At 34.4% G+C, this 22,033-nt stretch carries 20 protein-coding genes; 12 read left to right on the plus strand and 8 right to left on the minus strand.

Annotated elements, in window-relative coordinates; genetic code table 11:
• Positions 1-6: 6 nt before the first annotated feature.
• Genes OLM53_RS07520 through xrtF form a run of 5 tightly spaced genes read right to left on the minus strand, consistent with a single transcriptional unit; the run spans position 7 to position 3,684 of the window.
• The gene (locus OLM53_RS07520; RefSeq protein WP_264519623.1) at positions 7-408 is read right to left on the minus strand and encodes an HYC_CC_PP family protein; all 402 of its coding nucleotides are present in this window, start codon (positions 406-408) and stop codon (positions 7-9) included.
• A 53-nt stretch (positions 409-461) separates the two neighbouring features.
• Positions 462-1,817 (minus strand): MBL fold metallo-hydrolase RNA specificity domain-containing protein, encoded by a 1,356-nt coding sequence (locus OLM53_RS07525; RefSeq protein WP_264519624.1) that lies wholly within the window; start codon positions 1,815-1,817, stop codon positions 462-464.
• Between the two features lies 1 nt (position 1,818).
• Positions 1,819-2,649 (minus strand): ATP cone domain-containing protein, encoded by an 831-nt coding sequence (locus OLM53_RS07530; protein WP_264519625.1) that lies wholly within the window; start codon positions 2,647-2,649, stop codon positions 1,819-1,821.
• 56 nt (positions 2,650-2,705) lie between these two features.
• On the minus strand, positions 2,706-3,152 hold the full coding sequence (locus OLM53_RS07535) for an exosortase F system-associated membrane protein (protein ID WP_264519626.1): 447 nt from the start codon (positions 3,150-3,152) through the stop codon (positions 2,706-2,708).
• Complete coding sequence (xrtF, locus tag OLM53_RS07540; protein ID WP_264519627.1) at positions 3,127-3,684, minus strand: exosortase family protein XrtF; 558 nt, start codon at positions 3,682-3,684, stop codon at positions 3,127-3,129. Before xrtF ends, OLM53_RS07535 begins: the two co-directional genes overlap by 26 nt.
• A 70-nt stretch (positions 3,685-3,754) precedes the next feature.
• Here xrtF and OLM53_RS07545 point away from each other — a divergent pair, with 70 nt between their 5' ends.
• The 3 genes from OLM53_RS07545 to OLM53_RS07555 all read left to right on the plus strand — a co-directional run bounded on the left by OLM53_RS07545 (position 3,755) and on the right by OLM53_RS07555 (position 6,883).
• On the plus strand, positions 3,755-4,210 hold the full coding sequence (locus OLM53_RS07545; RefSeq protein WP_264519628.1) for a GAF domain-containing protein: 456 nt from the start codon (positions 3,755-3,757) through the stop codon (positions 4,208-4,210).
• Positions 4,211-4,316: 106 nt separating this feature from the next.
• A complete protein-coding gene (gene rpsO / locus OLM53_RS07550; protein WP_264519629.1) occupies positions 4,317-4,586 on the plus strand; it encodes a 30S ribosomal protein S15 in 270 nt (89 codons plus the stop codon).
• Positions 4,587-4,726: 140 nt separating this feature from the next.
• Positions 4,727-6,883 (plus strand): polyribonucleotide nucleotidyltransferase, encoded by a 2,157-nt coding sequence (locus OLM53_RS07555; protein ID WP_264519630.1) that lies wholly within the window; start codon positions 4,727-4,729, stop codon positions 6,881-6,883.
• Positions 6,884-7,002: 119 nt separating this feature from the next.
• Here the strand turns inward: OLM53_RS07555 and OLM53_RS07560 are convergent, their stop codons facing one another.
• Positions 7,003-7,935: an FISUMP domain-containing protein gene (locus OLM53_RS07560; protein ID WP_264519631.1), complete on the minus strand. Its 933-nt coding sequence runs from the start codon at positions 7,933-7,935 to the stop codon at positions 7,003-7,005.
• A 483-nt stretch (positions 7,936-8,418) separates the two neighbouring features.
• On the opposite strand from OLM53_RS07560, the gene OLM53_RS07565 reads away from it, so the two are divergent.
• Positions 8,419-9,282, plus strand: a complete 864-nt coding sequence (locus tag OLM53_RS07565) for an RNA polymerase sigma factor RpoD/SigA (RefSeq protein ID WP_026707723.1) — start codon at positions 8,419-8,421, stop codon at positions 9,280-9,282.
• 118 nt (positions 9,283-9,400) lie between these two features.
• On the plus strand, positions 9,401-10,060 hold the full coding sequence (rpe, locus tag OLM53_RS07570; RefSeq protein WP_264519632.1) for a ribulose-phosphate 3-epimerase: 660 nt from the start codon (positions 9,401-9,403) through the stop codon (positions 10,058-10,060).
• On the opposite strand, the gene OLM53_RS07575 is transcribed toward rpe, so the two are convergent.
• The gene (locus tag OLM53_RS07575) at positions 10,057-11,055 is read right to left on the minus strand and encodes a GntR family transcriptional regulator (RefSeq protein WP_264519633.1); all 999 of its coding nucleotides are present in this window, start codon (positions 11,053-11,055) and stop codon (positions 10,057-10,059) included. The genes rpe and OLM53_RS07575 overlap by 4 nt on opposite strands.
• A 103-nt stretch (positions 11,056-11,158) precedes the next feature.
• Here OLM53_RS07575 and OLM53_RS07580 point away from each other — a divergent pair, with 103 nt between their 5' ends.
• Genes OLM53_RS07580 through OLM53_RS07610 form a run of 7 tightly spaced genes read left to right on the plus strand, consistent with a single transcriptional unit; the run spans position 11,159 to position 20,574 of the window.
• Positions 11,159-12,205, plus strand: a complete 1,047-nt coding sequence (locus OLM53_RS07580; protein WP_264519634.1) for an aldose epimerase family protein — start codon at positions 11,159-11,161, stop codon at positions 12,203-12,205.
• A gap of 6 nt (positions 12,206-12,211) precedes the next feature.
• Positions 12,212-13,267 carry an arabinogalactan endo-beta-1,4-galactanase gene (locus OLM53_RS07585; RefSeq protein ID WP_264519635.1) on the plus strand — a complete coding sequence of 352 codons (1,056 nt, stop codon included), beginning with the start codon at positions 12,212-12,214 and terminating at the stop codon, positions 13,265-13,267.
• 2 nt (positions 13,268-13,269) lie between these two features.
• Positions 13,270-14,268 carry an arabinogalactan endo-beta-1,4-galactanase gene (locus tag OLM53_RS07590; protein WP_264519636.1) on the plus strand — a complete coding sequence of 333 codons (999 nt, stop codon included), beginning with the start codon at positions 13,270-13,272 and terminating at the stop codon, positions 14,266-14,268.
• Between the two features lie 3 nt (positions 14,269-14,271).
• Positions 14,272-16,680 (plus strand): beta-galactosidase GalA, encoded by a 2,409-nt coding sequence (gene galA / locus OLM53_RS07595; protein WP_264519637.1) that lies wholly within the window; start codon positions 14,272-14,274, stop codon positions 16,678-16,680.
• Complete coding sequence (gene galK / locus OLM53_RS07600; RefSeq protein ID WP_264519638.1) at positions 16,677-17,846, plus strand: galactokinase; 1,170 nt, start codon at positions 16,677-16,679, stop codon at positions 17,844-17,846. The genes galA and galK overlap by 4 nt, the downstream gene beginning before the upstream one ends.
• 3 nt (positions 17,847-17,849) lie before the next feature.
• The gene (locus tag OLM53_RS07605; RefSeq protein WP_264519639.1) at positions 17,850-18,902 is read left to right on the plus strand and encodes a UDP-glucose--hexose-1-phosphate uridylyltransferase; all 1,053 of its coding nucleotides are present in this window, start codon (positions 17,850-17,852) and stop codon (positions 18,900-18,902) included.
• Position 18,903: 1 nt separating this feature from the next.
• The gene (locus OLM53_RS07610; protein WP_264519640.1) at positions 18,904-20,574 is read left to right on the plus strand and encodes a sodium/sugar symporter; all 1,671 of its coding nucleotides are present in this window, start codon (positions 18,904-18,906) and stop codon (positions 20,572-20,574) included.
• 74 nt (positions 20,575-20,648) lie between these two features.
• On the opposite strand, the gene OLM53_RS07615 is transcribed toward OLM53_RS07610, so the two are convergent.
• Positions 20,649-21,677 (minus strand): T9SS type A sorting domain-containing protein, encoded by a 1,029-nt coding sequence (locus tag OLM53_RS07615; RefSeq protein ID WP_264519641.1) that lies wholly within the window; start codon positions 21,675-21,677, stop codon positions 20,649-20,651.
• Positions 21,678-22,033 lie beyond the last annotated feature (356 nt).

Below are 22,033 nucleotides of genomic sequence, written 5' to 3' on the forward strand. Positions count from 1 at the left end.
ATAAAATCAGGCGTAAAAGGTATATTGGCTGTACAAGAGATATAATGGCGGGGCATTTGCATCGCAATAGTAAGTAAAAGTATCCCTTGTTTTAAAGTTGAAATTAGAAGCAAATAAAATAGGTTTCCAATCGTAAAATGTTGGAACAAAACCAGAATCAAACGACAAACTTTTAACGAGAATCTGGTCTGATTTGATTTCAGCTTTTATGATTTTATCGTTACAACATTTGGAATCTTTTTCAACAATACCGCAACATGCATCAACTTCATTTTCTACCGAAGGCACTAACTTTAACGATATTGATTCGAATTCATTATCACAATAATGCACATTGAACGCTAATCCTAAATTGGAAACCAACAGGAAAAATGTTAACAAAAGACTGATGTGTTTTCTGAAATTCATAGTGCAAAGCTACTAAAATCGGATTAGTAAAAACTTAAAATCGTATTAAAACTTTATAATTCAAGTTCTTGTCCCATCATAGGAACAGAGCACTCAAAACCATATCGCTCTTGAATTTTAATGCGTAATTCATCTGCAGGCTGATTTTCACCATGAACTAAAAACACTTTTTTTGGTTTAGGATTTAATTCAGAAAGCCAATTCAATAAATCATTTTGATCTCCGTGCGCAGATAAACCTTCTATTTCTACTATTTTAGCCAAAACCGGATAATATTTACCATAGATTTTTAATTCAGCAGCGCCTTCCAAAAGTTTTCTCCCTCTTGTTCCTTCAGCTTGGTAACCCACAATAATAACCGTAGTTTCAGGCAATCCAATATAACGTTCTAAATAACTTAATACTCTACCACCCGTAATCATTCCGCTAGCTGCTATAATCACTTTTGGCCCTTTATCATAAATAGTATTGATGGTTTCCTGATAATCTGTATTCATTGTAAACATCCCACACATTTCTACACAATCATTTTCCGAAAGCTTATGCCAATTTTTATTATTAGTAAAAACCTCCAAAACGCTTATGCCCATTGGGGTATCAATTACATAGGGAATGTTGGGGATTTTGTCTTCTTTTTTCAATTGCCAAAGTAAATACATAATACTTTGGGCGCGTTCTACGGCAAAACTCGGAATGATTACAGTCCCTCCCATTTGAAAAGCATTGTTGATATACGTTTCCAAGGAGAGTTTCACATCTTCATCAGGATGAATACGATTGCCGTAAGTACTTTCCAAAAAAACATAATCGGCCACTTTTGGTTTTACAGGTGCATACATCAACACATCATCATCTCTCCCAATATCTCCTGAGAAAACTAACGTTTTGTTTTCGAGTTTCAATTCAATTGAACAAGCACCAATGATATGACCAGCATTCCGGAATTTAGCTGAAATTTCGGCATCCAACTGAATTTCTGTATTGGGTTTTACAACTCTAAACAAAGGAAAGACTTTTTCTGTTTGAGCCAAATCATATAAAGGTTCTGCTTTTTCATGTTTGGAAAAATGATCTTTATTGGCGCGTTCAGCTTCCTCTTCCTGAATTTTGGCACTATCTAACAAAATCAATTTGGCGATATCTTTCGTTGGACTTGTACAATAAATTTTACCTTCAAATCCTTGATTGACTAATCTGGGCAACCAACCACAATGGTCTAAATGGCCATGCGTAAGCAAAACAAAATCGATGGTATTAGGCAAAATGGGTAGTGGTTCCCAATTCAACTCTCGCAAAGGTTTGATTCCTTGGAATTGTCCGCAATCAATTAGAATTCTTATTCCATTGCTTTCTACCAATGTTTTGGAACCTGTTACCGTTCCTGCTCCTCCTAAAAATTTGATTTTCATTTTATAAGTAATTACAAAGTTCGGAAACTTCTTTTAGTACATTTTTTACTCGGTTAGGACTTAGTCCGATTTTTTCAAGCAATTCTGAGTTGTTGATTATTTCTTGGGCCAAAATAATATCAGAAACCATGAGTTTGTCTTTTTCTGCTAAAGTCAAAGTAGTTAAACAAGTTACTGGGTATAGATGATCCTTGTCTATTCGTTTTCTCAAGCTATTGTTCTCAGGATAATCCCAACTTAAAAGTTGCAAGCCAGAACATTTGGCGAAAGCCATAGCATCAGAGGTGAATCGGTTATTGGTAACTATCCAGCAGCCTGAAATAGTATCATTTTTAGTAAAAATTCGGTGGCTCCTGTCTTTTAAATCGTTAAATCTTGAAAGAATATACATTGGCACTTTTACATCAGAATTGGATTCACTTCGGGCATGAAATTTACATTCAATCATTTCGATATACTTGTTTTTCATGATAGCTACATCAACTTCATGACCCACACATTTACCAGATAAGAAAAGATTAGTTTGTGCCAAATAACCTTCTGAAATAAACAACCTTGCGATGTATTTTTCGAAGAAAAAACCAGCTGGTCCGAGTTGTTGAATAGCAGTTCTTAAATTATATCTTGCTGCATGAGAACTAGAAGATTTTTTGAGTAAACCAAACGCAAGTTTGTAAATTTTGTTAGTAGAAATTCCTTCGTAGATTTGTTTTTCGATTACTTGTAAAACATCTTCTACAACTTTTACGCTTGCACCTGATTTGAGCAAAGAACTTTTAAGTTTATCTCGATTAAAATCAACTATAGAGCCTGAATGCTTTACTATTTTCATGGCAAACTAATTTAAATATAGCCTTTAGAACCAAAGTAAAGTTACGAAAAAACCGCTTACTTTTTGCTTTGTTTTTGGTAATAAAACGCTGGGAGAAACAAAAGAATAAAAATAGGTTGAATAAGAAATCTTCTGATGTAGAACAAAGTCATTTTACTTTCTTCACCAAAGAAATTAAGGGTGAAAATAAAACTTATCATTAAAATGGAGCCTAAAATCATATATAACAATGCCGAGAATTTGACTATTTGAGTGTCTTTAAAAATGACATAAAGTAAAAACAATGAAATAACCGAGTTGAGATAAAACCGTATTCCTAAACTGAAAAATAATTTAAAAATATTGATTTTTGGGAAAGCCAATTGAGAATATTCACTTTTGAAATAATTCAAAAACGGATCGTAAAACAATGTTTCCTCAAAAGCTCTTATCAAAACTAAAAGCAATATCAAAAATATTGACCAGCCCACTTTTTCTTTATTTCTTATCAACTTCTGTAGCATAAAACGAATATTTATTGACCCAAACAACCCATAACAAAAACACAATGCCATATATAACTAAAGGGAAAATTACTCCGTGTAATAAATGTTCAAACTGTGGAAAATGATATAAAGCCACACACAAAAGTGAGATTCTACCAATGTTTAAAACATGAATTAAAAGACTTCCTAAGAGTATAAAAAGTAGGGTGTTTTTGAATTTTCCTGTAAATGCAATTACAAAAGAAATAAATAAAATAATAACACTCAAAGCATTACAGCCTTCAATGATTCGGGAAATATATTTGCCTTTGTAAAACAATTTTACACTTGGCTCTTTCAGATGTGGCATGGTGTAGGATTGCGAATCAAACCAAGTCAATACCGTTGTAGATTGATTAGCGACTAGCTGTGTAAAAGTATCCACTTCAGCATTTTTAGCATCAAAGCGATTCAAATACGATTGATACACCAACGTTAAAACCAAATAAGTAACAATAAATTTTCCTAGAAAAAGCAAAAAGGGTTTGTATTGCAGGAGCAGATTTTTCAAGTGATAATTTTTAACAAATTTATATAAAATAAAAAAAGCGCAGTCGTTACATTTGCATAAAAAATTGAAAATGAATTTTGAAAGTTTAAAATCTGAAGTAATTGCTATTCTTTCTGATGCTAATTCTGAAAGAGATACAAAATTGAAAAACCTTTGTCAATTCCTTTCAGACAAGGTGGAGTATTACAATTGGGTTGGCTTTTATTTTGCAAACCATGAAAATAAAACCTTGCATCTTGGTCCCTATGTTGGTGCTGAAACTGATCATACCGTAATTCCATTTGGGAAAGGCATATGCGGACAAGTAGCCGAATCTAATGCTAATTTTGTGGTACCCGATGTTTCCGCTCAAGACAATTATATTGCTTGTGGCTTTACCGTGAAATCAGAGATTGTGGTTCCGTTATTTGTAAATGGTCAAAACATAGGACAAATTGATATTGACAGTCATGTCATTAATCCTTTCACAGATGCAGACGAGCGCTTTTTAGAGTTTGTAAATGAGGAAGTTGCCAAACTTTTTTAAGTTAACAACATCTTTTTACTTGCCTAATCAAAAAAGAAGATTATCTTTGCACACGAATTGAGAAAACCTTAATTCATACATAATAATCATTTAAAATAATATTAGCATGTACTTAACTAAAGAAGTTAAAGCAGAAATCTTCGCTAAACACGGAGGAAAAGCAGAGAACACAGGATCTGCAGAAGGACAAATTGCATTGTTCACACACAGAATTTCACACTTAACAGAACACTTGAAAAAAAATCGTCACGATTATAATACTGAGCGTTCGTTAGTACTTTTGGTAGGTAAAAGAAGAAGTCTTTTGGATTACTTGAAGAAAAAAGATATTAACAGATATCGTGAGATTATTAAAGAATTAGGTATTAGAAAATAATACATATCTAAAAGAGGTGCTTGCGCGCCTCTTTTTGTTTTATAAATAAAGAGAAAAGTTTCGGTTTTTCATTGGGTTACAAACAACTACTACAACAACTACAACACAACTAACCTAATAGTTTAAACGAATTAATTTTTATGATTCCAAAAGTAACCCAAGAAACAATCGATTTAGGTGATGGAAGAACTATCACAATCGAAACAGGTAAATTAGCAAAACAAGCAGATGGTTCTGTTGTTGTTAGATTAGGCGACTGTATGCTTTTAGCGACAGCTGTATCAGCAAGAACATCAAACCCAGCAGTTGACTTTTTACCATTAACGGTAGATTACCGTGAAAAATTTGCCGCTGCAGGAAGATTTCCTGGTGGTTTTTTCAAAAGAGAAGCGCGTCCTAGTGACAATGAAGTGTTAACCATGCGTCTTGTTGACCGTGTTTTACGTCCACTTTTCCCAGATGATTATCATGCTGAAACTCAGGTGATGATTCAATTAATGTCGCATGATGAAAATGTGATGCCAGATGCATTAGCTGGTTTAGCAGCATCAGCGGCTTTAGCGGTTTCCGACATTCCTTTTTACAACTTAATTTCTGAAGTACGTGTAGCACGTGTGGATGGAAAATTTGTTATCAATCCAAGCAGAGCGCAATTAGAATTGTCAGATATTGACATGATGATTGGAGCTTCTTTGGATTCGGTTGCGATGGTTGAAGGAGAAATGAAAGAGATTTCAGAAGCAGAAATGGTTGAAGCCATTAAATTTGCTCACGAAGCTATTAAAGTTCAAATTCACGCTCAATTAAGATTACAGGAAGCTTTTGGTAAAAAAGAAATCCGTACTTACGAAGGTGAAGTAGAAGATGAAGAAGTTTACAAAAAAGTAAAAGCAGCTGGGTATGACAAATGTTATGCTATTGCTCAAGAAGCTTCAGGAAAAAGTGAAAGAGGTGAAAAATTTGCTGCAGTTAAAGAAGAGTGTAAAGCCTTATTTACTGAAGAAGAATATGCTGCAAATTCTGACCTAGCTGGATTAGTTGGAAAATATTTCTACAAAACCAATAAAGAAGCGGTTCGTAACGTAATCCTTGAAAAAGGAATTCGTTTGGATGGAAGAAAAACAACTGAAATCAGACCTATCTGGTGTGAAATCGATTATTTACCATCTGTTCATGGTTCCTCTTTATTTACCCGTGGAGAAACTCAAGCTTTGGCTACAGTTACTCTAGGAACTTCAAGAGAAGCTAATCAAATTGATTCACCATCAGAACAAGGTGAAGAAAAATTCTATTTACATTATAATTTCCCACCATTTTCAACAGGAGAAGCTAAACCTTTAAGAGGAACTTCAAGAAGAGAAGTTGGTCACGGAAACTTGGCACAACGTGCTTTGAAAAATATGATTCCAGCTGATTGTCCTTATACTATACGTATTGTATCGGAAGTTTTAGAATCTAACGGTTCTTCTTCTATGGCTACCGTTTGTGCTGGTACGATGGCTTTGATGGATGCTGGAGTCCAAATGGTGAAACCAGTTTCTGGTATTGCTATGGGATTGATTACTGATGGCCAAAAATTTGCTGTATTGTCAGACATCTTAGGTGATGAAGATCACTTGGGTGATATGGACTTTAAAGTAACTGGAACTAAAGACGGTATCACTGCTTGTCAAATGGACATTAAAATTGATGGATTGCGTTATGATATTATGGAACAAGCTTTGAACCAAGCTCGTGACGGTCGTATGCACATTTTAGGCAAATTGGTTGAAACTATTGCTACTCCAAGAGCTGATGTTAAGAAACATGCTCCTAAAATTATCATGAGAACTATTCCTGGTAACTTCATTGGTGCCTTAATTGGACCTGGTGGAAAAGTGATTCAAGAATTACAAAAAGCTACAGGAACTACTATTGTGATTAACGAAGTAGACGAACAAGGTGTTGTTGAAATCTTAGGAACAGATCCAGATGGAATTGCAGCAGTATTAGCAAAAATTGATTCTATCATCTTCAAACCAACAGTTGGGGAAGCTTATGAAGTGAAAGTAATTAAAATGCTTGATTTTGGTGCGGTTGTAGAATATACTGCAGCTCCAGGAAACGAAGTATTATTACACGTATCTGAATTGGCTTGGGAACGCACAGAAAACGTTACTGACGTAGTGAATATGGGCGATGTGTTTATGGTAAAATACCTTGGTGTTGATCCTAAAACAAGAAAAGAAAAAGTATCAAGAAAAGCGCTTTTACCAAGACCTCCTAGAGAAGAAAGAAAAGACGCTCCTCAAGGTTAATCTAGATTATATTAATTCATAGAAACCCCCGATTCAAGATTTTTGAATCGGGGGTTATATTTTTACTTGAATGCAGCCCTCACTTTGGGACAAGCAGCTGTAACATTATTATAATTTATTTATTGCTTTATAAATTTAGATTGGAATTTTTGATTACCTGAAAAGGCTTCTATAATATACGTCCCACTTGTTAATAGTTCTACATTAACTTGATTAGAGTATTGCATTTGACTAACAACTGTCTTACCTGTAATGTCTGTAATTATTATTTTATCAAAATTGGTGTTGTTAGGATTTTGAAGAGTTAGGATTGAAAATGCTGGATTAGGAAATACTTTTATTTCTAAATTCGTTGTTTGATTTTGAATCTGCAATGTTTGATTACGGACACAACGCACTGAGTTACCTATTGGTTTATCGATGTAGTTTCTATGAGAAATACCATTAAAGTAATACAAATCATATAGCCAAGATACGGCTGAGGTGTATTCAGTAGCACTCCACCAGTAGCCCTTTTCGCCAATACTATAGAATGGACCATAAGCATATCGATATCCACCCGGAAGGCCTGTAAATCCACTACTGTTAGTTGCGTTATTATTAGGACTTTGCCAGTGAGCCATACCAATTTCTTTCATTTTGCCTCCAGCAACATTTAAACCGCCTAAATAATTAGTTAAAGTAGTCCACTCAGAATCTGTAGGTATGTGCCAACCAGATGGAGCAAGATTTTTTCGTAAAGCTGGATTGGTTGATGAGGCTGCATCGTAAATACCTACAACTGCATACCAATTATATAATTTGCCATAAATGGCACCATTTGCCGTATTATTTTCATAATAACACCAAGCTCCTGTGGTTAGATTACTCCATTCAATATCGTCAGTCACTTGCGGGATGGGTGTTCCGTCGCTGTAGGTTGTTACATCCAAATTTGTGCTTTGCCAAGTTTGTGTTCCAATATTAATACTTGGCAATATTGCTGTTTGAGCTGATAATTTAGTTTGAAAAATTAAAAATAAAACTAATAGAAATATATAATTTTTTTTCATGATTGTAATTTTTAAAATGAATGCTTTATCCTTAACAAGAATTTCTTTAAAATCTTATAAACAACATCTTCACAAAGTAATAGAAAAAAAAACGTTTAATACAAGTATTTTCTAAAAAGAGATATGAGTTATTAATAAGATAAAGAGAAATTAATAATGAATTCCAATAGTTTAGAAAACTCCTAATCAAAATACGAATCGGGGTTTCATTTGATTATTAACACATCTTTTTTAGTTGCATAAGACTATTCATTGAATTTAAATAAAAGAATCTGAAAAAAGTTCAATTATTCATTAGTATTCCGACAGTTATAATATTAATTCCTCTAGCAATGACAGTAGCATTAATATTCAAGACCTAATTTGTACAACAAAAATATTCCGTATTACAATCTCAATTAAATTAAATTTATCTTTTTGTAACTTTTTTGATCTTCTTTACGTACAACCACCTGAACACTTTAAAGTAAAGGAGACACATTAATGAGACAGCTCAAAATCACCAAGCAGGTAACGAATCGTGAAACTGCTTCCTTAGACAAGTACCTACAAGAAATTGGAAAAGTTGACCTAATTACTGCTGATGAAGAAGTAGAATTAGCTCAAAAAATTAAGGCCGGAGATCAACGTGCATTAGAAAAGTTGACAAAAGCTAATTTGCGTTTCGTAGTTTCGGTAGCAAAACAATACCAAAATCAAGGTTTAACACTTCCCGATTTAATTAACGAAGGGAATTTAGGTTTGATTAAAGCCGCTCAACGTTTTGATGAGACACGAGGTTTCAAATTCATTTCATATGCTGTTTGGTGGATTCGTCAATCTATCCTACAAGCATTAGCGGAACAGTCTCGTATTGTTCGTTTACCATTGAACAAAATCGGTTCTATCAATAAAATCAACAAAATGTATGCTTTATTAGAGCAATCTAACGAAAGACCACCTTCTGCTGAAGAAATTGCAAAAGAATTAGATATGACAGTAAATGATGTTAAAGAGTCTATGAAAAACTCTGGTCGCCATTTATCAATGGATGCACCTCTTGTAGAAGGAGAAGATTCTAACCTATATGACGTTTTACGTTCAGGTGAATCTCCAAATCCTGATAGAGAATTAATCCACGAATCATTGCGTACAGAAATTGAGCGTTCTTTAGAAACATTGACACCAAGAGAAGCAGATGTTGTTAGACTGTATTTTGGTTTAGGAGATCAACACCCTATGACATTAGAAGAAATTGGAGAAACTTTCGATTTAACTCGTGAGCGTGTGCGTCAAATTAAAGAAAAAGCTATTCGCAGATTAAAACATACTTCTAGAAGTAAAATATTAAAAACATATTTAGGTTAATCCTAATAACGATAACAACAGTCTGATTAACTGTTCGTTTTTTGATTGATGATTGAAACTCCGGCTGATTACCGGAGTTTTATTTTTTATAATTATCTTTGCTAAAACATTACAACTAATGAAAAATAAACTCATTGCTCCATCTGTTCTTGCTGCTGATTTTGCTAATCTACAAAGGGATATCGAAATGATTAACAAGAGTGAAGCGGATTGGTTTCATATCGACATTATGGATGGTGAATTTGTTCCTAATATTTCTTTTGGAATGCCTGTTTTGGAAGCTATTTCTAAACATGCTAAGAAAACAATCGATGTGCATTTAATGATTGTTAAACCTGAACGATACATTAAGACTTTTGCAGAATTAGGAGCTAATATTTTAACCGTTCACTATGAAGCTTGTACTCATTTGCATAGAACTTTACAAGCCATAAAAAATGAAGGCATGAAAGCTGGAGTTGCAATAAACCCACACACGAATGTTGCTTTATTAGAAGATGTAATAAATGACATTGATTTGGTTTGTGTGATGAGTGTAAATCCTGGTTTTGGAGGGCAATCATTTATTGAAAACACTTATGCAAAATTGGAAAAACTAAAGGATTTAATTATTAGAAAAAATGCAACAACTTTAATTGAAGTTGATGGTGGAGTTACCGATAAAAATGCAAAACAATTAGTTCAGTTCGGTGCAGATGTTCTGGTTGCTGGAAATTATGTATTTAAAGCTGAAAACCCTACTCAAACTATAAAAGATTTAAAACTATTGATTTCCTAAAGTGAGTTTCTAAAAATCAAGCAACTTTCATTTTCAATTTGTTCTTTTCTATTTTCCAAAATCATATTGGCAAGCAAAGTCCCCATTTTACTAAAATCAGTTGAAATTGTTGTTATCCCATTTTCAACAACTTTTTTTAGAGGTGTGTCGTTATAGGAAATGATTCCAAAATCTTCAACTATTTTAAAGTCTTGAGCCTTAGATTGTTCTATTACACTAACCAAATCCCTGTCATTTGGAATAATATAAACTTCGCCTTTTTGAATTTGTCTTTTATCAAAGTTTGCAATAATTTCGTTAGGGAATAAAATAGTTTTGCAAAATTTCTGAAAACCTTCAACCATTCCTAAAGGCTCTTTAAATCCAGGAAAAATGAGTATCAACTTGTTGTATTTACTGATTCTATCTTTCCCTTTTAAAAGGGCTTCATACATGTCTTTTACAAAATTTTGATGCACTGATGGATATTCTGTTAACTCATTATTTGTTTGATCAAGGATATAAACGTCATTTTTAGGTAATGTTTTAATGACTGATGCTGCACCAATTAAATTCGTTGGCATTATTATATACTTAGAATAGTTGCCATTGCTTTCATTAATTAATTTTCTAAACATATCAATATTAAAATGATGAAAAAAAATATCAACCTGAACATTATTATCTACCGCTTTTAAAAATGAATTATAGATATCTTCTTTAAATATATTCAACTCATCAAACAATAAAAAGAATCTTTGTTCAAAGCTAAACTCAACACTCTTGACATAATATCCCTTCCCCAAAACAGCATAAATAATACCTCTCTTTTTTAATTCATCATAAGCTAACAAAACGGTATCTCTAGATATTGAAAACTCTAAGCTAACTTTATTTACTGATGGTAATTTTTCATCTCTTTTAATGCGCTTTTCAGCAATAGCGATTTCAACTGACATCACTATTTGCTTATATTTTGGTTGAGCAGACTGATTATTTATATTTATAATTTTCATTTCAAGAATACTAACTGGTGGCAAGTTATAAAAAAACTGGTAGGTAGTGGTATGTGTATTTAGAATATAATGATAATTTCGTTGTGAGATTATTAAAAATACCATGGTAAAAAATCACATTTCGCAAATATTAAACCGAAAAAACACAAAACCGTTCGGAGTACTAGCCAACAAAAAAGAAGTACTTTGTTATAATTTAACAAATAAAAATGGTTTTGAATTTTCTGTTATAAATTATGGCGCAACGATTACTGACTTAAAAATACCCGTTTCTAATAACAAAAAAATAGATGTCGTTTTAGGATTTGAAACTTTAACAGAGTATATAAATTCGTACTATTTGCCAAGCCCTCCTTATTTTGGCACAACAATAGGAAGGTATGCTGGAAGAATAAATAATGGACAGTTTTTTTTAAATGGAAAACAAAACTATTTAAATAAAAATCACGGCGAACACCATCTTCATGGAGGCATTTTAGGTTTTAGTAGAAAACTCTGGAATGTTAAGTCACTCGTGACAGGAGACAGTTCCTCTATAACACTAGAATATATTAGCAAACATAACGAAGAAAATTTTCCAGGAGAAATAACCGTTCAAGTAACCTATACATTGACAACAGAAAATGAACTTGAAGTCTCTTTTACAGCTACATCTTCTGAAGACACCATAATTAATCTAACGCAACACAGTTATTTTAATCTCGACGGACATTCAAATGATATTGTTAAACAGGAGCTAATTATTAACTCTCAAAAAATTCTAGAAACCAATAACGAACTAATACCAACAGGAAATTATATTGATTTAAAAAATAATGACTTTGACTTTTCTACTTCAAAACCATGTCCTGTATCAATTGATAATACTTTTGTATTAAACAACGAAAATGCTGCAACTCTTATCAGTAAAAAAAACAATCTAAAAATGACGGTTACTACCAATCAACCTGCAGTACATATATATGTTGGAGGGAATTGTTTTAATAAAATCAAAGGAAAAGAAAATGCAAACTATCATGCGTTAAGTGGCATTTGTTTTGAAACACAAAATTTTCCTGACGCTCCAAATCACAGTCACTTTCCGAATGCTGTATTGAAGAAAAATGAAACTTATTTCCACCAAACAAAGTTCAAATTTGAAAACCTATAATTAAAAATGAAAAAATTAGCTTTATTGGCAGTAATAGCAATGGTTTTATCTTGCTCCTCAGATAGTAAGTCTGGTACTCAGGATACTTTTATTCGGGCGGCAGACATGTCCTATTTGCCTTTAATCGAAAGTGAAGGAACTATATACAAACACAACAATGTCGCCGAAGATGCCGTTACTACATTAAAAAATGCAGGTTGTAATACTATCAGAATTCGTCTTTGGCAAAATCCATCTGATGGACATTCCAGTTTAAATGAAGTAAAAGCTTTAGCACTCAGAGTAAAACAGGTAGGTATGAAAGTTTGGCTGACGGTACATTATTCAGATACATGGGCGGACCCAGGAAATCAAACCAAACCAGTAGCTTGGCAAAATCTAAATTATACCGATTTAAAAACTGCTGTTTCAAATTACACCATACAAATTATGACTGAAATCTATCCTGATATCATTCAAATTGGCAATGAAACAAATGATGGTCTACTTTGGCCCGAAGGTAAATTATCAACCAACGAATCACAATATTTAGAATTAGTTTCGACAGCAGTTACTGCCGTGAGAAGCAAATCAACAACAACCAAAATAATGCTACATTATGCGGGAATATCCGGTTCTGATTGGTTTTTTAGCAAGGTAGCTAATGTAGATTACGATTATATTGGTATTTCTTATTATCCAATTTATCATGGAAAAAGCTTAACCGATTTACAAAATAAGATGAATACTCTTGGGCAGTTGTACAATAAAAAAGTAGTAATAGCCGAAACAGCGTATCCGTTTACTTTTGGATACAACGATTACACCAATAATATCTTAGGCCTTTCAAGTCAAATAATCCCTGCTTATGCTGCTTCAAATGATGGACAAAAACAATATCTATTAGCCATCAAAAATTTGGTAAAACAAAGTACAAATGGAATTGGTTTTTGTTATTGGGGTGCCGAATGGGTCGCTTTCCGTGGACCAACATCAACTAATGGCTCTCCATGGGAAAATCAAGCACTTTGGGACTTTACAAATAATTCACTTCCAGCGATGGATGCTTTTAATGCTAACTAATTATGAGAAAATTTTATTTATTATTACTGCTTTCTATATTTGGTTTTAGCCAAAATAAACCCTTTGTTAAAGGTGCTGATGTCGGTTGGTTGCCTCAGATGGAAGCCACAGGTTATAAATTTTATGATACAGACGGAAAAGAAAAAGATTGCCTGCAATTATTAAAAGACCGCGGAATGAACTCCATCCGTCTAAGAGTTTGGGTAAATCCAAATGATGATAAAGCTAGCGGACATTGTAGTAAGGAAGAAACCGTTGCCATGGCATTACGAGCTCAAAAAATGGGAATGCGAGTTATGATTGACTTCCATTATTCTGATTCTTGGGCTGATCCAGCAAAACAATTTAAACCAAAAGCTTGGGAGAAACATACTTTTCCGGAATTACTAAATGATGTTTACCATCACACTTATGATGTAATCAATGCTTTAAAAACAGCTGGCGTTACTCCAGAATGGGTTCAAGTTGGGAACGAAATTCCAGGCGGAATGCTGTGGCCCGATGGAAGCACAAAAAACTGGAAACAGCTAGGTCAATTATTAAACAAAGGGTATGAAGCTATAAAAGCAGTAGACAAAAAAATTAAAGTAATTGTTCACGTCGATGAAGGAAACAACAACAAAAAGTTCCGAGAATTCTTTGACAATGCCACAACTCAAAAAGTAAAATACGATATAATCGGCTTGTCTTACTATCCTTATTGGATAAAAAAAGATTATTCTGAAACTATTGCCGACTTACAATTCAATCTAAATGATATGGCAAAACGGTACGGAAAAGAAGTCATGGTTGTTGAAGTCGGTGGTGAAGATGATAAAGTTCAAAATACTTATGAGCTATTAGCAGCAACAATAAAAGCCGTAAAAAAAGTGCCTAACAATAAAGGATTAGGTGTTTTCTATTGGGAACCTCAAGGTGCTAGAAGCTGGAGTCATTATGCTTTAAGTGCTTGGTTAGAAAATGGTCAACCCTCACCTGCCCTAGATGCTTTTAAAGAATAAGATATGAAACTCAAAAAATCATTATTACTCGGATTACTGTTTTGCTTGATTTCCATGGCAAAGGCACAAGAAAAAATTAGTCTTGACGAAAATTGGAAATTCCATTTTGGTCACGCTGCCAATCCAGAAAAAGACTTTGATTACGGAACCAAATTGTTGCTCCATAAATCAAATGTCTTTGAGACTACAATTATCAGTCCAAAATTTGTGGATACAACCTGGAGTAAAATAAACGTCCCACACGATTGGCTTGTCGAACTTCCTTTTGTTCAATCCAACACACACGAAATGGATTCTCATGGTTACAAACCAGTAGGGCGCTCTTATCCGGAAACCAGTATTGGTTGGTATCGGAAACATTTTACTGTCGATAAATCAAAAAGAGACAAACGTTTCGAAATCCAATTCGATGGCATCTACAGAAATGCTGAAATTTGGTTAAACGGATTTTATGTCGGCACCAACTTCAGTGGATATGTCGGCAATTCTTATGATGTTTCGGATTATATCAATTTTGAAGGCGATAATGTGATGGTCATTCGAGTGGATGCAACACAATCTGAGGGTTGGTTTTATGAAGGCGCTGGAATCTACAGGCATGTTTGGTTAAATATCACCAACAAAAACTTTATCCCTGAAGGCGGATTGTATGTTCATTCAGAAGTAAAAGGCAAAAATGCTACAGTATCCATTGAAACTACCGTTCAAAACAACTCATTAAATGCTTCTTCATGTTCCGTTTACTCCTATATAACAGATAGAAACGGAAAAGTGTTAGCCAAGACATCAGTGCAAAAAGTCACATTAGGAATTCATAAAGACTTCACCTTAAAGCAGCAAGTAAATCTAAACAATGCCCGCCTTTGGTCGTTAGAAGATCCGTATTTATACAAAGTGATTTCAGTAGTCAAGGCTGGTAACCAAATTGTACATCAAACCAAAACCCGATTCGGAATTAAAACCGTAAAATTTGATGCTAATGAAGGTTTTTTTCTTAACGGAAAGCATATCAAAATTCAAGGCACCAACAATCATCAAGATCATGCAGGAATAGGTAGCGCCTTGCCTGATTATTTGCAATACTATCGAATCAAACTACTGAAACAGATGGGCTCAAATGCCTACCGAACAAGCCATAACGCTCCTACTCCAGAACTTTTAGAGGCTTGTGATAGCTTAGGAATGTTAGTGTTAGATGAGCAACGATTACTAAACAGTAGTCCAGAATATACCGATCAATTCAAACGTTTAATTAAACGCGACAGAAATCATCCTTCCGTATTCTTATGGTCAATAGGAAATGAAGAACAAAACATACAAGGAAATGAATTTGGCAAAAGAATTGCACAATCCCTACTAGCTATTCAAAAAGATTTGGACCCAACCAGAACTAGTACTTATGCAGCCGATATGGGTAATGATTTTAAAGGGGTTAATGAAGTAATTCCAATACGAGGATTCAATTACAGAGAATATGCTGTTGCCGACTATCATCGCGACCATCCCAACCAACCTCTTCTTGGAACCGAAATGGGAAGTACAGTTACCACTCGTGGTATTTATGAAAAAGATAGTATAAGAGCTTATGTTCCTGATCAAGACATCACTGCTCCTTGGTGGGCTAGTAAAGCTGAAACTTGGTGGAAACTCGCTGCCGAAAACAAGTATTGGCTTGGTGGTTTTGTTTGGACAGGGTTTGATTATCGTGGTGAACCGACACCGTATCAGTGGCCGAATATCAATTCGCATTTTGGCATTATGGATGTTTGCGGTTTCCCAAAAAACATTTATTACTATTATAAAAGTTGGTGGACCAATGAAGAGGTACTTCACATTTCCCCGCATTGGAACTGGCCTGATAAAATGGGTAAACCAATTGATGTTTGGGTAAATTCTAATGCAGATGATGTGGAATTATTTTTAAACGGAAAGAGTTTGGGCAAAAAAGTCATGCCAAGAAACAGCCATTTACAATGGGAAGTACTTTATGAGCCTGGAACTTTAGAAGCTATTGCGCATAAAAAAGGTAAAAAACTAACCACAAAAATAGAAACAACTGGACAAGCTATAAATGTAGTGCTGACTCCAGATAAAACTATATTGACTGCTGACGGAAAAGACGCAACAGTTGTCAACGTTTCTCTAACCGATGATAAAGGTAGAGAAGTACCAGATGCTAATAACCTAATTAAATTCACTGTCACTGCTGACGCCAAAATCATTGGGGTTGGAAATGGTGACCCTAGCTCTCATGAAGCCGATAAATGCAAGGATGGGGAATGGCAAAGAAGTACTTTCAATGGCAAATGTCAAGTTATCATTCAGGCAGGGGAAACATCAAGTTCCATAAAACTGGAAGCCAAATCAAACGGATTACAATCGGCAACAATTACTCTTATCTCTAAGCCATGAAGAAAAAATTAATTCAACAAACGACAGAACATTTCGAAATAATGTTTCAACAAAAACCTGACTATATTTTCCTTTCTCCAGGAAGAATCAACATTATTGGTGAACACGTTGATTACAATGATGGTTTTGTTATGCCCGCTGCCATCAATAAATACATCTGCTTTGCCATTTCAAAAAATGAAAATTCTAAATGCACTCTCGTTGCGAAAGATTTAAACGATACCTACCAATTTGATATCAATGACGAATTGAAACCCATTGATACAATGTGGGCCAATTATATTTTAGGGGTTTTACAGCAACTCAAAGAGAAAGGATTTGCAATGAGTGGCTTTACCATTGTTTTCAGTAGCACCATCCCAATGGGCGCTGGACTTTCTTCCTCTGCAGCACTTGAATGTGGAATAGGTTATGCCATGAATAAATTGTTTCATTTAGGGTTAACCAAAGAAGATATAGCGCTTATAGGTCAAAAGGCAGAACACACTTTTGCTGGAGTCAATTGCGGCATTATGGATCAATTCGCTTCCGTTTTTGGAAAAAAGAACAGTGTCATTAAACTAGATTGTAATACTCTGGAATATGAATACTACAAAGCTGATTTTAAAAAATATTCGTTACTTTTATTAGATAGCAATGTAAAACACACGCATTTAACATCAGGCTATAACGTTAGAAGACAAGAAGTAGAATTAGGATTATCAATTATCAAACAACATTTTCCAGAAGTTAGAACCTTTAGAAATTGTACTGAAAGCATGGTATTAGAATTGAAAGACACTTTAGGCGAAACCGTTTTCAAACGATGCCATTTTGTGGTAAATGAAATTCAGCGTGTAAAAGAAGCAGCAGAGGCTTTAAATAATTCTGATTTTAAAAGATTAGGTAAATTAATGTCAAAAACTCACGAAGGATTATCAAAAGAGTACGAAGTAAGTTGTGAAGAAATCGACTTTTTAGTGGATGCTGTTCAACATGAAAAAACCGTTTTAGGTGCTCGAATGATGGGCGGCGGTTTTGGAGGATGTTCTATCAATTTAGTGAAAAAAGGCTCTGAATCCAAACTCATTGAGAAAATAACAGAACGCTATCAAAAAGCTTTTGGTATCGAATTAAAAGCATACAAAGTAAAAATTTCTAAAGGCGCTTCGCTTTACAAAAACTAAATCATGACAGCATTCAACAATAACGAACATCCTCACCGAAGATACAATCCTTTGCTAGACGAATGGATATTGGTTTCTCCTCATCGCGCTAAACGACCATGGCAAGGACAGAACGAAAAAATTACTGATGAACATCGGCCTGAACATGATGACAATTGCTATTTGTGTGCGGGAAATGTTCGTGCCAATGGTATAAAAAACGACGAGTATACAAACTGTTATGTCTTTGAAAATGACTTTTCGGCTTTGCTAAAAGAGGAAGTCAATTATACCAATACAAAACATAGTTTATTCCAATCAAAACCTGAAAGAGGCATGAACAAAGTAATCTGTTTTTCGCCCAAACACAACCTCACTTTGCCTGAAATGGAAGTGGAAGATATTGAGAAAGTGGTTCAAACTTGGGCCTCCCAATACATCGAACTAGGCAATCAGGATTTTATCAATTATGTTCAAATCTTTGAAAACAAAGGAAGTATCATGGGTTGTAGTAATCCGCATCCCCATGGTCAAATTTGGGCACAATCTTCTCTGCCAACACAAGTAGAGAAAACCCAAAAGAGTCTTCAAAACTATTACGAAAAAAACAAAACTAGTTTGCTCAAAGATTACTTAGACGAAGAAATAAAGCAACAGGAACGCATCGTTATGGAGAACGATCATTTTGTTGTCTTGGTTCCGTTTTGGGCGATTTGGCCCTATGAAACGATGATTATCAGCAAAAGACATTTCGGTAACATTATCGCAATGAATAAAGAAGAAACCACCGCTTTTGCCGATATCATAAAAGGAATTACAGTCAAATACGATAATCTTTTTGAAACATCCTTCCCTTATTCCTCTGGAATTCATCAAGCACCTACGGATAGAGTGTCTCATCCTGAATGGCACTTCCACATGCATTTTTATCCGCCTTTGTTGCGAAGTGCTACGGTGAAAAAATTCATGGTTGGATACGAAATGCTCGGAGAAGCGCAACGTGATATTTCCCCTGAGCAAAGTGCTAAAATTTTAAGAGATTTACCTAACATTCATTACAAAACTAAAACCAATTGAAATGCAAACCTTAGCCACCAAAGATTATATTGTTTTCTTCCTCTATTTCGTAATCATCGTAGGTTACGGATTTTGGATTTACAACCGAAAAAAGAAAGCACAAACAAGTAGTAAGGATTATTTTTTAGCCGAAGGTTCCCTGACTTGGTGGGCTATTGGTGCTTCCTTAATTGCCAGTAACATCAGTGCTGAGCAGTTCATCGGAATGAGTGGTAGTGGTTTCAAAATGGGATTGGCCATCGCTACTTATGAATGGATGGCGGCAGCAACACTAGTTATAGTAGCAGTGTTCTTTATGCCAGTGTATCTAAAGAACAAAATTTTCACCATGCCACAATACCTTAACAAACGGTACAACAGTAATGTAGCCATGATTATGGCGGTATTTTGGCTCTTGCTTTATGTGTTGGTCAACTTGACTTCGATTTTGTACTTAGGAGCTTTGGCTATCAGCAGTATCTCTGGGCTGAACATTACATTTTGTATGGTGTTCTTGGCGCTTTTTGCTATCATGATTTCCCTTGGCGGAATGAAAGTGATTGGATATACCGATGTAATTCAGGTGTTCTTTTTAATCTTGGGTGGATTGGTAACAACTTATTTGGCTTTGAATTTGGTGGCGACCGAATTTGGTTCTACTGGAGTAATCAATGGGTTTCATTTGATGACTACTCATGCCAATGATCACTTCCATATGATATTTGATAAATCGAATCCCAATTATATGGATTTACCAGGACTTTCTGTATTGATTGGCGGTATGCTAATTATCAATTTAAATTATTGGGGCTGTAACCAATACATCACACAAAGAGCCTTAGGAGCCGATTTAAAGACAGCTCGTGGGGGAATATTATTCGCGGCTTTCCTAAAACTATTAATGCCTGTAATCGTCGTTTTACCTGGAATTGCTGCTTATGTATTATATCAAAACGGACACTTTCACACTGAGATGCTACAAGACGGCAGTGTAAATCCTGATAGAGCCTATCCTATTTTATTAAACTTATTACCTGTTGGCTTAAAAGGATTGTCTTTTGCGGCATTAACGGCAGCCATTGTAGCTTCCTTAGCTGGAAAAGTAAATAGTATCTCAACTATATTCACTTTAGATATTTACAAAACCAAATTAAATGTGGATGCTGATGAGAAGAAACTAGTCAAAATTGGAAAAGCGACCATCTTAATTGCCATGATTGTTGCCGTTATTGTTGCGCCATTTTTGGGCATTGATAAAAAAGGAGGTTTTCAATACATTCAGGAATATACTGGGTTTGTGAGTCCAGGTGTTTTTGCGATGTTTATTTTAGGATTCTTCTGGAAGAAAACCACTTCTAATGCCGCTTTATTTGCTACTATTGGCGGATTTATATTTTCCATTATTTTCAAATTCATGCCCGCCTTTGTGGACTTAGCTTTCTTAAACCCAATGGGATTTGCTGTGCCAAATGCTACTGGTGTTTATGAGATTCCATTTATTGATCGTATGGGATTTGTATTTCTGATTTGCGTAATAGGAATGTACTTTATCAGCATGTATGAAAACCGAAAAGGAGTTCAACCTCATGGTTTAGAAGTGGATAAAACCATGTTCAAAATGTCACCAAGTTTTACTGTTGGAATGTTAATTATTATCGCAGTGTTAGCGGCGTTATATACTGTGTTTTGGTAGATTTTCTATAGTTAAAAACAAAAGCCAGAAGTAAATACTTCTGGCTTTTTATTTGACCTTAAAGAGATTGGAAATTATTCTTTAATAATTTTTTTTGTTGCAATTCCTTTGTCTGACATAATTTTTATCAAATAAATACCTGTTTGTAAATCGGAGACCTTAATTTCTGAATCGGAAGTATTCAAAACCTTCTTAACTATTCTACCATTTAAATCAGATATCTCAATACTATTAATTACAGCATCAGAAACATTTGAAATTGTAATGATATCTTTTATTGGATTTGGATATACTGAAATGCCTACATCTAAACTATTACTGTTAACGGACAAAGTGTTTGCGTTAATTAGAAAAGGTAGCTCCTGAGTTACATCAGGCGCTGTAACTGGATTTCCACTATCTATAATGGGTTTCCATAATGAATTTGATGCTACAAACTGTTTCCCATTTGCTGTAAGTATACCTCTAGACCCCGCAATAGTTACCGAAGGGAAAAATATGCTACCATCGTCAAGGGCATGAACTTGGAAAACTACCCAATAGGTACCTGATGAAATTGAAGTTGTTAAATTACCTCTAACTTTCCATATTTTTCTGGTCGTTCCCGGTACTGTGACAGTAGGAATAGAAGTGTTTAAAATTCTGTAAGCTAAAGCATCAGTACTGTTAGCCATATCATAAACATTTGTAGTCATATCTCCAGCTATTAGTGTACCTCCCGAAGAAGGATCTCCATTATATAGTTGAATTCTAAGGGCATCAATTGGAGGAACTGTTCCAGTATAATTTGTTTGATAACAATAAAAAGAAAAATCAGTTATGTTCCAAGTAGCACCAACAGGCACGACAAAATCATCTGCTAATCGAAAACTTGATGTTTCAGCTGTATTGAAAAACCCAGAAAATCCCAGAGAGCCATTGGATTCTAAAGCATTCCCAACATCAGAAGGTAATTCGCTCCAAGAATACGAAGCGGGAGCCACTGTCCCATTTACAGTTATAGTTCCTGTAGAAATACTACCATTAGTATAGAGCTGAGCGTTACCTATTTGTGTTAAACCTAATAATAAAAATTTAATATATAAAAGAGTAGTTTTTTTCATAATCCATTTGTTAAATTATAAAAACAAACTTATGTACATCTAAAAGGCGAGTTTAAAATAATAGACAAATAGCCATTTTCTGTAGACGAATGGCTTTATTTAACAGTTAAAAAATTTTATCGTCAGTAATTGTATTATTAGCCAGTTCTTTTACTATTAAGCTATCGTTATTAGATTAGTAAACATATTGATAATTAGGTATGGTTAGTTCAATCTCAACAAAAAAAATAGCTTTTGCAACATTTAGTATATAAAATATATTTCAATATCGTTTTAGGCTATTACTTGGATATAAAAAATGATGAGTAAAGTATTTGTACCTTTTAACTTGTACATTTACTTTACTCATCTATTTA

The sequence above is a fragment of the Flavobacterium sp. N1994 genome (genome assembly GCF_025947145.1).
Classification (GTDB): Bacteria; Bacteroidota; Bacteroidia; order Flavobacteriales; family Flavobacteriaceae; genus Flavobacterium.